The sequence below is a fragment of the Nonomuraea sp. NPDC052129 genome, from assembly GCF_040680095.1.
GTDB lineage: Bacteria > Actinomycetota > Actinomycetes > Streptosporangiales > Streptosporangiaceae > Nonomuraea.
The window spans coordinates 105873-118126 of sequence record NZ_JBFAVX010000040.1; the positions used below are offsets into that span (position 1 = coordinate 105873).

Annotated in this window: 8 protein-coding genes; 3 read left to right on the plus strand and 5 right to left on the minus strand. The window is 68.4% G+C overall.

The window, feature by feature from the left end:
* Nucleotides 1-188 precede the first annotated feature (188 nt).
* Nucleotides 189-1034, plus strand: coding sequence for a universal stress protein (locus tag AB0L53_RS50840; protein WP_364011540.1), 846 nt, complete (start codon nt 189-191; stop codon nt 1032-1034).
* 416 nt (nt 1035-1450) lie between these two features.
* Here the strand turns inward: AB0L53_RS50840 and AB0L53_RS50845 are convergent, their stop codons facing one another.
* Together AB0L53_RS50845 and mgtA are read right to left on the minus strand one after the other, a co-directional pair.
* Entirely contained in the window at nt 1451-1660 is a 210-nt protein-coding gene (locus AB0L53_RS50845) for a hypothetical protein (RefSeq protein ID WP_364011542.1), read from the minus strand.
* Between the two features lie 185 nt (nt 1661-1845).
* Nucleotides 1846-4542, minus strand: a complete 2697-nt coding sequence (gene mgtA / locus AB0L53_RS50850) for a magnesium-translocating P-type ATPase (protein ID WP_364011545.1) — start codon at nt 4540-4542, stop codon at nt 1846-1848.
* 251 nt (nt 4543-4793) lie between these two features.
* Here mgtA and AB0L53_RS50855 point away from each other — a divergent pair, with 251 nt between their 5' ends.
* Nucleotides 4794-5261, plus strand: coding sequence for a pyridoxamine 5'-phosphate oxidase family protein (locus tag AB0L53_RS50855; RefSeq protein WP_364011548.1), 468 nt, complete (start codon nt 4794-4796; stop codon nt 5259-5261).
* A 308-nt stretch (nt 5262-5569) separates the two neighbouring features.
* Here the strand turns inward: AB0L53_RS50855 and AB0L53_RS50860 are convergent, their stop codons facing one another.
* The gene (locus AB0L53_RS50860) at nt 5570-8488 is read right to left on the minus strand and encodes a pyridoxamine 5'-phosphate oxidase family protein (protein WP_364011551.1); all 2919 of its coding nucleotides are present in this window, start codon (nt 8486-8488) and stop codon (nt 5570-5572) included.
* Between the two features lie 394 nt (nt 8489-8882).
* Here AB0L53_RS50860 and AB0L53_RS50865 point away from each other — a divergent pair, with 394 nt between their 5' ends.
* On the plus strand, nt 8883-9344 hold the full coding sequence (locus AB0L53_RS50865; protein WP_364011563.1) for a CBS domain-containing protein: 462 nt from the start codon (nt 8883-8885) through the stop codon (nt 9342-9344).
* An 80-nt stretch (nt 9345-9424) separates the two neighbouring features.
* Here AB0L53_RS50865 and AB0L53_RS50870 read toward each other — a convergent pair whose 3' ends face one another.
* Both AB0L53_RS50870 and AB0L53_RS50875 read right to left on the minus strand, forming a co-directional pair.
* Nucleotides 9425-11725, minus strand: a complete 2301-nt coding sequence (locus AB0L53_RS50870) for a phosphoketolase family protein (protein WP_364011554.1) — start codon at nt 11723-11725, stop codon at nt 9425-9427.
* A 34-nt stretch (nt 11726-11759) separates the two neighbouring features.
* On the minus strand, nt 11760-12254 hold a 495-nt coding region (locus AB0L53_RS50875), incomplete at its 5' end, for a CBS domain-containing protein (RefSeq protein ID WP_364011557.1).

The following is a 12254-nucleotide window of genomic DNA, read 5'->3' on the forward strand; positions in this document are numbered from 1 at the left end:
TCGGCCTGACTAGGGACGAAGGTCCCGCTCCATCGATGCCTTTCGGCCGCACCAACCCCGATCAAGGTTCTGCGGACTGGCTCACTTTGGGACCTATGGCACTCGGATTCGGGACTTCGCCCTCCGGCGGCCGGTCGCCTGTTTCGCGAGGCTCGAGGTGTGATTCGAGCTCGTGAAGGAGATGGGTGATGACCGGACGGATCGTGGTCGGTGTGGACGGATCCGCGCCGGCGACAGCAGCAGTGGAATGGGCTGCCGCCGACGCGCGGCGCAGAGGTCTGGACCTGCGGATCGTGCACGTGTGCGAGCAGTGGCCACACGGTCCCGGAGAGTTCAGCGCGGAGTACTGCGCGGGTGCGCTGGAGGCCGCCGCCGACCGGGCGCGTGAACTGGCCGGCAGCGTCGAGGTGACGACGGAACTACGCGCCGGGAACGTGATCGACGATCTGATCGACGAGTCCGCGTCGGCTGACAGCGTGGTGCTGGGCAGCCGGGGGCTCGACGGTTTCAGTGGGATGGTGCTCGGCTCGGTCAGCATGGCCGTCGCCGGCCACGCGCGGGACCCGGTCGTGATCGTGCGCGGGCCCGGCGGGGAAGAGCACGGCCGGATCGTCATCGGCTACGACGGGTCCGAGCACTCCGAGGCCGCCATGCAGTACGCCATCGACCAGGCCTGCTCCCGCCCCGCGCGGCTGCACGTCCTGTATGCCTGGCAACTGCCGATCTTCTCCCCGTACGCGGCCGGCTACAACAGCCTGCTGGAGGAGGCATTCCAGCACGAGGTCCGTATAGCCGGCGAGCGCGTGGTTCCCTGGAGTGAGAAGAACCCCGACGTCGAGATCACCGACGAGCAACTGTGCGAGCACCCGGCGGGCGCCCTGATCAAGGCCGCGGCTACGGCCGATCTGGTCGTCGTCGGGTCGCGCGGGCTGGGTGGCTTCGCCTCGGCGGTGCTGGGTTCGGTCGGCCACGCCGTGCTGCACCACGCCACCTGCCCGGTCGCGGTCGTACGGCCCCGCCAGAAGAGGCCATGAACATCGAGCCGCTGATGCCGACCAGGCGATGAGCCGCATCCTGGTAGCCGTCAAGCCGGACAAGCCGCCGCTGATGACTGGCTTGCGGCTCCTTCGAGGTCCCGCATATCGTGCACCCGACCGGAGAGCGGGGCGCGCAGCTCGGCCGCAATCCCGTCATAGGCCTGCCGACCCGCTGGTGCACTCCCTGGCAGACATTCGCCCATGCGGTGACCGATTATTGGCCTTCTAAGGAGAATTACCCAAGGTGACGGTCATGCTGCCGCAGTTGCTGACCCAGGTGACCGACATGGTCAGGTCTCTGGCCGAGGGCCCGTCATGACCGCCTCCTGGGTAGCGGGGGCGACACGTGCCAGGGCTCTCGTCCGGAGGAGAGCGGGGCCGGCGTATGCGCGGCGTGTCGCGGCCCCCGAGTACTACGAGCTGTTCTCCCGGGTCTTCCAAACCGAGGGGCGCCCCTTCCGCCCCTGGCACCCGCCGCCGACGTCCGAGAAGGCCGCCTGCTCATACTGCTTGACGATCCGCACTGCCAGCGCGAACACCAGCAGCAGCGCGGCCGCGGGGAAACCTTCTGCCCTGGTGCGGCGGGGGTGGGAATGGTCCAGTGATGGACGGGATGACCGCATCAGAGCCAACAGTGAACTGCATGTGTTGTCGCGCCCCGAGTAGCTGGTGACTGTCTCGTTGCGAGACCACGGCTCATCGACCGGCTCATCTCGACCTCGCGCGTGCTGGAGGCGCTGTATGTGGGCGTTGCGGCGGCGGTATGTGTCACGCGGTCGTCGCTGACAGGTGCCGCGGGCTGGTCTGATCAAGGAGCGGTTGTTGGTGACCCAGCAGGCGCCGTCTTGGCTTTGCGGGGCAGCGGCAGGGGGTTGCTGGCGACGGTGAAGCGGCTGGCTCTGCGGTGGATGCGGTGGGCGTGCGGCGGTTCGCGGTGGCGTGCGACCGCTGGGAGGGTGCGGTAGAACCAGCGTTTTCCGAGCTCGATGAGTCCCATGTAGATGATCACCATGGTGGCCAGGGTGAGAAAGAACAGGCCGGGCAAGGGCTGGAAGCCGAGAGCGGTGGCGAGCGGGGTGGATGGTAGCAGGGCGCCGACGGTGACGACGCCGAGGGCGGCCAGCAGCAGGGGGAGGCTGGGGTGGCTGCGGAAGAACGGGATGCGGCGGGTGCGGATGGCGAAGATCACCAGGGTTTGGGTAGCCAGGGATTCGACGAACCAGCCGCTGCGGAACAGCGGCGGGCCCGCGTGGAAGATCTGCAGCATGATGGCGAAGGTGGCGAAGTCGAACAGGGAGCTGATCGGGCCGAAGAACAGCATGAAGCGGCGGATCAGCCGGACGTCCCAGCGGGAGGGGCGGGCCAGTTGCTCGGGGTCGGCGTTGTCGGTGGGGATGGCCAGCTGGCTGGTGTCGTACAGCAGGTTGTTGAGCAGGATCTGTGAGGGCAGCATCGGCAGGAAACCCAGGAACAGTGAGGCGCCCGCCGCGCTGAACATGTTGCCGAAGTTGCTGGAGGTGCCCATGAGGACGTACTTCATGGTGTTGGCGAAGATCCGGCGTCCTTGAACGACGCCGTCGGCGAGGATGGCGAGGTCTTTTTCCAGCAGGAGCACATCGGCGGCGTCTTTGGCGACGTCGGTGGCCGAGTCGACCGAGATGCCCACGTCGGCGGCGTGCAGGGCGATGGCGTCGTTGACGCCGTCGCCGAGGAAGGCCACGTCCAGGCCGCTTCGGCGCTGCAGGCGCACGATGCGGGCCTTGTGTTCCGGGCTGATCCGGGCGAAGACGGTGGTCTTGTCGATCAGCTCGGCCAGCTGGGTGTCGTCGGCGGCGTCGACGTCGGCTCCGGTGAGCACCCGTGCGGCGGGCAGGCCGAGGTCGGCGCAGACTTTCGCGGCCACGGCCGGGTTGTCGCCGGTGAGGACCTTGACGGTGATGCCGAGCTCGGCCAGGCGTCGCAGGGCATCGCGGGCACCGGCTTTGGGCGGATCGAGAAACACCAGCAGGCCGCGGAAGGTCAGATCGCGTTCGTCGGCGGGTGTCAGCGTGGTCGTACCGGGGGCCTCTCGGGTGGCCACGGCGACCACCCGGTTGCCCGCGGCGAATTCCGCCTCCAGAGCTGCGGTGACCTGCGCGGGGACGTCGGCGCATCGGGCCAGGACGGCTTCCGGCGCGCCCTTGCTGATGATCAGGCGGTGGCCGTCGTCACGTTCGACCAGGACCGAGACGGTCCGCCGCTCGTGGTCGAAGGGCACAACGGCCAGCCGCCGGTAGCGGCCCAACTGCTCATGCAAGGTGGCAGCGGCGGGCGAGTTCCACAAGGCCAGGTCCAGCGCGTTGCCGCCGACCACCCGTTCCTGACCGGCACCGGGGTCGACGATGGCCTCGTCGCACAGCAGGCCGAGCTCCAGCGGCTCTTCGCCGACGTGCCCGGCCGCGTCCAGGGCGCGCATGAAGCTGATGCGGCCCTCGGTGAGGGTGCCCGTCTTGTCGGTGAACAGCACCTCCACGTCGCCCAGATCCTCGATGCACACCAGGCGCTTGACGAGTACCTTGTGCCGGGCGAGCCGTCTGCTGCCGGCGGCCAGGCTGGTGGAGACGACCGCCGGCAGCAGTTGCGGGGAGATGCCCACCGCGATCGCCAGGGAGAACAGCAGCGCGTCGACGATCGGCCGCTGCAAGATCACGTTGATGATGAAGATCGTGGTGGTGAGCACGGCGGCTACTCGCACCAGAAGCAGGGAGAAGCGGCGCAGCCCTTTCTGGAACTCGGTCTCGGGGTGACGCTCACCAAGGGCGAGCGCGATCTTTCCGAACTCGGCGCGGCCCCCGGTGGCCACCACGACGCCGGTGCCCGAGCCCTCGCGCACGACGGTGCCCATCAGCGCGCCGCAGGTCAGCTCGGCAAGGGCCGTGCCGGCGCTGACCGGCTCTGTGGCCTTGGCCGTCGGCAGCGACTCGCCCGTCAGCGCCGACTCCTCGCATTCCAGGCCGGTCACCGAGATCAACCGCAGGTCGGCGGGCACGATCTCGCCCAGCCGTAGTTCGACGACGTCGCCGGGGACCAGCCCGGTCACCGCCACCGAACTGGGGTGGCCGTCGCGCCAGACCACGCAGCGATGCTCAATCTGGGAGTGCAGCGCCTCGGCGGCCTTCTCCGCGCGGTATTCGTTGACGAAGCCCAACCCGACCGAGGCCGCCAGGATCGCCCCGATGATCAGCGCGTCTTTCGGCTCGCCGAGGAAGAAAGAGGCGACAGCGGTCACGGCCAGCAAGACCAGCAGCGGTGAGCGCAGTTGGCGGCCCAGCACCGCCGGCCACCGCGCCCGGTGCGAGCGTACGGCGTTGGGCCCCAGCACCGCCAGCCGATCCCGCACCTGTGCCGTCGTCAGCCCCGTACGCCCGCTGCCCAGCCGGGCGAGCACCTCCTCGGCAGGCAGCGCCGCCGCGTCAGCCACGTCCAGCCAGACCACATCGCCTGGGAGAGCCGTCGCGACCATCATCCGCCCCCTTGCCTCCCGCCGCTGTCCTTCCCTCAAATCCTGAGGGGTCATCCACGGGTGCGTTAGGGGCCAAAGTCCCGAGCGCCAGGACCTGCGGCATTGTGTCCTTGGCGGCTTTCCTCGTCGTCATCGCACACCTTCGCGGGGCCGTCGACACTTTGAAGAGCGACAGTTGGGGAATCTGCCGCATGGGATCCACAGAGCGGCGAGGCCAGGAGTACGGCTGACGGACCGCATGAGACGCTGTGTGCATGGAGCGGCAGGAAAGGCGATCGAGGCCCGCGGGTCCTCTCGAGCCGCTGGACCGTGATGCCTGCCTGGTGCTGCTGTCGACGGTCGTCATCGGTCGTGTCGCCTGGGCGCCATCCGGCGATGATCTGAAGGTTGTGCCGGTCAACTTCGTGCTGGACGGTGACGGCATCGTGTTCAGGACCGCGCGGGGCGGCAAGCTCGACGCCATCCAACACGGCGTGCCGCTGGTCTTCGAGGTGGACGATGTGGAGCCCGCGTTGCACGTGGGCTGGAGCGTCGTGCTGAGCGGTCGGGCTGAGGTCGTCACTGATCGTGAGCAGGTCCGTCGTCTGGAGCAGTTGGCCGGTGCGCCGTGGGTCGCGATGACCGAGCCGGTGTTCGTGCGCTTGCCCCTGCACGAGATCAGCGGTCGCCGCCTTCCCTTGCACGCGGGCGGCGTCTTTGTACAGCCCGTCGAGGAAGCGTGATTCAGGCGCGGTGTGGCGTTTTAGAACGTGGCTCGTAGAACGTGGCGTTTAGAACGGAAAGGGCCGCCCGGACGGAGTGCGGCGGTCGATCTCCCGGTCTAGGTCGTGCCGGCTTCGGGCGCATGGTGATCTGGGTGGTCCGCATCTCGGTCAGCTCCTCAGGCACGTCGTTAGTGTGCTGCCAACTCTGCCGCACCGCCCGGCGCCCGAGCAGATGCGTAAGTCCTCTCGCGCGGGGCTCGAAGGACTCTTGAGGATCAGCTGTTCACCCTTCTGGGAAGGGGACCTTCGGCCCTGGAGCATGACCGTCAAAGGTGATGGATGCGGCGGCCGGTGATTTGGTGCGGGGTGATGCGGATGTAGAGGTGGCGTTCGCCGCCCGCCCACGGGGTGACGCGGGAGCCGGTGACCTCCGGCAGTTCGTCAGGGGGTATGTGGTGGGCGGGGCCCTGGACGAGCACGCTCCACCCTTCGCGCTGGGCCTCGTCGATCCGGTCCACCTCGAAGCCGACCTTGATCTCCACGCCTTCCAGGCCGGTGCGCAGGTCCTGGTCCATGGGGCCGCCCGTGGCGGTGCGGAAGACGATGGAGCCGTGGTGCAGCTGGTAGTTGACGGGCAGCACGGTCGGGCCGTGGGAGCCGTTGAAGGCCACCCGGCCGATGCCGCCGGGCTCGATCAGCTTGAGGCATTCGTCGCGGTCCAGGCTGGCCAGTGTCGGAGCCGCCTTGGCGCGGCCGCGGCCGGGTGGCTGGTCGATGCCTCCGCCGAGGAGGTCGTCGACGGTGGTCTCCAGGGCTCCGGCCAGGAGGCACATGGTTTCGGCGGTGGGTGTGCCGGGTTGTTCCTCCAGGTATTGGAGGTAGCCGGGTGATATGTCCGCGCGTTCGGCGACCTGTTCAAGAGTCAGACCGAGTCGCATGCGGTGCTGGGCGATGCGACGTCCGAGGTCGCCAGTGGCTGCCATGGTCGGTTCTCCTTGCCTGCCGGTAACGAAGGTCGGCCTTGGCACGCCGTTGATGCGTGCCTGCCGGTGGTCGGCGTCGATGAAGAGCTGGGAGCCGCGGAAGCGGATCGGCATCGACAGCGTGCCGAGCCGGTCGGGAAGCAGTGGGTTGAGGTGCAGGCCGTCGGGGTGGATCTCCAGGCCCAGGTAACAGCGTTCCAGGAGATCGATAGTGCCGGCCATGGCGCCGAGGTGGATGCCCTCGGCGGTGGTGCCGTGCTGGACGTCCTTGATGTCGCTGAACAGCGCCTCGGTGAAGAATTGCCAGGAGCGGGCCCGGTCGGAGCGGGAGAGCACCCAAGCGTGGACGACGGCGCTCAGCGTGGAGCCGTGGCTGGTGCGGTCGAGGTAGTAGCCGACCATGCGGGGGATCAGGCTGGGTTCGACCGGATAGCCCAGCCGGTTCAGGATCCCGACCAGCTCGTCGGAGGTGAGCAGGTAGCACAGCATCAGCGTGTCGGCCTGCTTGGCGGCCTTGTAGCGGTTGACGTCGTCGCCGTCGGCCTCAAGGGCCCGGTCGAGCCGGCGTACGCCTCGGTAGCGTGCCCAGTCCAGCTCCAACAGGTCGGCGTAGCCGGTGAACTGGCTGATCACGCCGTCGTGGAAGTCGACCCGCATGCGGCGAGTGATGTCGTCCCAGCGGGCCTGCTCTTGCGCGGAGGCCGCGAGTTCGGGCAGTAGGTCCAGGGTGTCTCGGGCGCGCAGCAGCAGCCACACGGTCATGATGTTGGTGTAGGCGTTGTTGGCCAGGCCGGGTGAGGAGGCGTCTGGGTAGCGCTCGTGGTATTCGTCGGGTCCCATGACGCCGTGGATCTCGTACCGTCCCGATGTGGGGTCGAGCACGGCCAGCGAGGCGAAGAATCTGGCGATGTCGATGAGCAGCTCCGCGCACCACGGTGGCAATGAGCCGGTGGCCAGGTGGTACTGCCACACGTTGTAGGCGATGGCCAGGCCGATGTGCCGCTGCAGGTGGGAGGCGTCGGGCAGCCAGCGGCCTGAGGCGGGGTTGAGGTGCAGGGTCTGGGTCTGTTCGCGTCCGTCGCTGGCGCTTTGCCAGGGGAACATCGCGCCGCTGAGGCCGGCGTCCCGGGCCGCGGCCCGGGCTTCGGGCAGCCGCCTGTAGCGGTAGCGGAGCAGGCCGAGCGAGGTCTCGGGGAAGCGCAGGTTGAGCCAGGGCAGGACGAACAGCTCGTCCCAGAACACGTGCCCGCGGTAGGCCTCGCCGTGCAGGCCGCGGGCGGGCACGCCGACGTCGAGGTCCGCGGTGTGCGGGGAGAGCGTCTGCAGCAGGTGGAAGATATGCAGGTGAACGATCTGCGAAAGCTCGGGGCCGTCCACATCGACCCGGGCACGCTGCCACAGCCGCTCCCAGGCCGCCGTGTGCTGCGCCACCTGGACGTCGAACCGCGGTGCCAGCCGTACGGCACGGATCGCTGCGGAACGGGCGTCGTAGCTGGCGGAGTCGCGCGAGGTTGCCAAGGCCACGGTCTTGGTGAGTGTGGCGGGTTCGCTCTGCGCGAGGTCGAGCACATGTTCGGTGCTGATCCGGTCGCCTTCGCGGATCATCTCGCGGGCGGGGGTGGCGGTGTCGATGCGGGAGGCGAGCGCCACGGTGATGTGGGAGGAACGGGTGGCGGCGGTCAGCCAGGTGAGGCCGTTCTGGTCGCCGGTGTCATGGCAGGTGAGGTGGTCGCCGCGCAGGTCGCGGTAGCGGGCCACGCCGCTGTTGGTGACCCGGCCGTCCAGCGCGGCGCGCACGCGCAGTGGGCCCGACCAGTTCTCGGCGGTGAAGGTGGTTTCCAGGGCGGCCAGGCGCGGGTCGGCCATGGACACCAGGCGGCGTTGCCGTACCGCGGTGATGCGGCCCGATTCGTCGCGCCAGCGCAGCGCCCGAGACAGGACCCCGTGGCGCATGTCGAGTTTTTGGCGGTACTCCAGCAGGTCGGCCCGCTCTGGCCGGAACCAGTACGAGCCGGGGGCGGCGAAGGTGAGGGGAAGCCAGTCGGGCAGGTTGACCAGGTCCTCGTTGGTCACCGTCCGTCCCGCGATGGTGGAGTCCAGGCGGTCGTAGCACCCCGCGGCGTAGGTGCCCGCGGTACGCAGCTCACCGTCAGGGGTCGCGCCGCGTGTGGCGAACCGGCCGTTGCCCAGCGTGCACAGCGCCTCGCGCAGCCCCTCGGAGGCCGGGTCGAAACCCTCGTAGGACAGGAGCCAGGAGTTCATGACCGGCTCGCGGACACATCAATCACGCCGATGTGAATGCCGACGAGAAGATCCTCACCGCAGGAAGGGCGGATCACGCACAACCCAGAGCGGGTGTGCAGGGTGGGTCGCGTAAACCACGCAACCGCGTGGGCCGGAAGGCCAACCTCCGAGCAACCGCAACCCAGATGGAGCCCGAGCCGGCTGGAACTCCCCGCTCTTGGTCGTGAGGAGCGCTTCAAGCAAGCCATGTCAGGACGCTACCCATGGCGAGGTCGGACGGAACACGACCTCCAGCCCGCTGTAAAGGTGACGCCGCAGGTCAGGACCTAGGCCCCTGCGCTGGGGGACGTTCGCCGCTACCGGCCGGTGCCGGATGGAGCGGACCGTGGGAGGTGAAGGAGAGGTGAGAACGATGACAATCGAGGTCAAGGACGTCATGGGACGCGTGGCCATCGCCGTGCTCGAAGACGCGCCGGCGGAACAGCTCATGACCGCTCCGGCGATCACCATCACGCCCGGCGCGTCCGTCCGCGACGCGGCGCGGCTCATGCACGACAAGCGCGTCAAGCAACTACCCGTGATCGACCCGGTCACCGGGCGCATCATCGGCACGCTGCATCAGCGGGATGTGCTGCGGGTCTTCACCCGTCCGGCCGTTGACCTGATGGCGGACATCGCCGCACTGCTGCCGGATCGCGAGGCGTTCTCGATCGAAGTCGACAAGGGCGTCGTGACGCTCGGCGGCAGGGTCGAGTGGAACTCGCAGGCCGTCGCCCTCGTGGAGTCGATCCGCGGTGTGGAGGGCGTCGTGGATGTCGTCAGCGAGCTGACCTTCGACAAGGAAGACCTCATTGTCGCCCCGCCCCTGTTCTAGGACCTCCGATGAAGATGGCTGCGACTACGGAGATGCCCGCCACCGGCTGGGACGGTGGCGGGCATCAGGCGGCCGGGTAATCAGGTGGTCCAGGTCCACTCGCTGGTCTCGGGGGCGTCCTCGCCGTGCTCACGGGTGTAGGCGCGGGCGCGCAGGCGGGTGTCCGTCATCAACTGGCGGAGGTGAGCCGCACTGCTCCCGAGCCCCGGCACACGGTCGATGACGTCCATGACCAGGTGGTAGCGGTCGATGTCGTTGAGCATGGCCATGTCGAAGGGTGTGGTGGTGGTGCCTTCCTCTTTGTAGCCGCGGACGTGCATATGGGCGTGGCCGTGGCGGCGGTAGGTGAGGCGGTGGATGAGGGCGGGGTAGCCGTGGAAGTTGAAGATGACCGGCTTGTCGGTGGTGAACAGGGCGTCGTATTCGGCGTCCGGCAGGCCGTGCGGGTGTTCTGTCGGTGGTTGCAGGCGCATCAGGTCGACGACGTTGATGACGCGCACCTTCAGCGTGGGCAGGTGCTCGCGCAGTAGCGCGGTGGCGGCGAGGGTTTCCAGGGTGGGCACATCTCCGGCGCAGGCCAGGACTACGTCGGGGTCGTTGCCCTGGTCGGTGGAGGCCCATGGCAGGATGCCCAGGCCGCGTGTGCAGTGGGCGATCGCCTCGTCCATGGTGAACAGGTCGAGCACCGGCTGCTTGCCCGCCACGATGACATTGACGTAGTCGCGTGAGCGCAGGCAGTGGTCGCCGACCGACAGGAGCGTGTTGGCGTCCGGCGGCAGGTAGACGCGCACTACGGACGCCTTCTTGTTGACCACGACGTCCAGGAAGCCGGGGTCCTGGTGGGAGAAGCCGTTGTGGTCCTGCCGCCAGACGTGCGAGGACAGCAGGTAGTTCAGAGATGCCACCGGCAGGCGCCACGAGATGCCTTTCGCTGTTTCCAGCCACTTGGCGTGCTGGTTGAACATGGCGTCGATGATGTGGATGAACGCCTCATAACAGTTGAACAGGCCGTGTCGCCCGGTCAGCAGGTAGCCCTCCAGCCAGCCTTGGCACAGGTGCTCGCTGAGCACCTCCATCACCCGGCCGCCGGGGGCCAGGTTCTCGTCGGTCGGTTCAAGGCGGGCGTTCCAGGCCCGGTCGGTGACCTCGAACACGGCCGAAAGGCGATTGGACGCTGTCTCGTCCGGTCCCATCAGCCGGAAGGTACGCGGGTTAGCGATGATCACATCGCGCAGCAGGCCGCCGAGCACCCTGGTGGGCTCGCTGAACTGGGTCGCGGGCGACTTGACCTCGACCGCGTGCTCGCGGAAGTCCGGCAGCCTGAGAGGTTCGAGCAGCGCACCGCCGTTGGTGTGCGGGTTGGCGCTCATCCTTCGGATGCCCGGGGGCACCGTCTCGAGGATCGACGCCATGGGACGGCCGTCGCCGTCGAACAGCTCCTCGGGGCGGTAGGAGCGCATCCACTCCTCCAGCATCGCCAGGTGCTCCGGGTTCTCTCGCACCTTGGCCAGCGGCACCTGGTGCGCCCGCCAGGTGCCTTCCACCGGGACTCCGTCCACGAAGGCGGGGCCGGTCCAGCCCTTGGGCGTGCGCAGGATGATCATGGGGAGCCGGTCGGATCGGCCTTGCTTGTAGTCGGCGGTCTGGTCGAAGACGGTGTCGAGGGTCGTGGTCATCTCCTGGTGGTCGGGTCCGACGATGTGCGGCCGATAGCCGTAGCCCTCCATGAGCTTGACCAGGTCGTCCTCCGGAACCCTGGCCAGGACGGTGGGGTTGGCGATCTTGTAGCCGTTCAGGTGCAGGATCGGCAGCACCACGCCGTCGCGGGCCGGGTCGAGGAGCTTGTTGGAATGCCAGCTCGCGGCCAGCGGGCCGGTCTCGGCCTCGCCGTCGCCCACGACGCAGGCCACGACCAGGTCGGGGTTGTCGAAGGCGGCGCCGAAGGCGTGCGCGAGTGAGTAGCCCAGCTCGCCGCCCTCGTGGATGGAGCCGGGCGTCTCCGGCGCGACGTGGCTCGGGATGCCGCCCGGGAAGGAGAACTGACGGAACAGCCGCTGCATGCCGGCCGCGTCCTGGGAGATTTCGGGGTACGTCTCGGAGTAGGTGCCTTCCAGCCAGGCGTGCGCCACCGCCGCGGGACCGCCGTGGCCGGGACCGGCGATATAGATCATGTCCTGGTCGCGTTCGCGGATCACCCGGTTGAGATGGGCGAAACAGAAGTTCAGCCCAGGCGTTGTGCCCCAATGGCCCAGTAAGCGCGGTTTGATGTGCTCCGGGCGCAATGGCGTCGTTAGCAGTGGATTGTCCAGTAGGTATATCTGGCCCACCGACAGGTAGTTCGCCGCGCGCCAGTAAGCGTCAATCTGACTGAGTACGTCCATCAGTGCTCCTCATGTCACGTGCGATCGACGTCTGTCAGGCCCCGCCCCACATCGGGACTTCGAGGACGTCGTCGTGCTTCCAGGTGAGCTCGTCGTGGACGGCGACGACGCCGTCGATGCTCTCGGCCATGCGGACGGCGGCGATGGACTCGGTGTGCCTGCTGACGACCCCGGTCAGGGTGACGACGCCTTCGGCCACCTTGACGTCCAGGCCCTTCGGGTCGGTCCACATGGTGCTGGTCGGGATGCCGGCCAGCACCAGCTCGCGGATCTCCTCGTCGGTGCGGAGGAAGACCTTGAGCAGGTCGCGGCGGCTGACGATGCCGACGAGTTTGCCGTCGGCGTCGATGACGGGCAGCCGCTTGACGCCGTGGGTGTCCATGAGGCGGGCGGCGAGCACGATGGGGGAGTCGGGTGTGGTGACGTGGGCGGGCGCGGTCATCAGTTCGCCGGCGGTCTCGCCGAGCGCCTTGTAGGAGCCGGTGCCCTCGCTGCCCATGACGTGGCGGATGCGGGCGCGTAGTGGCGG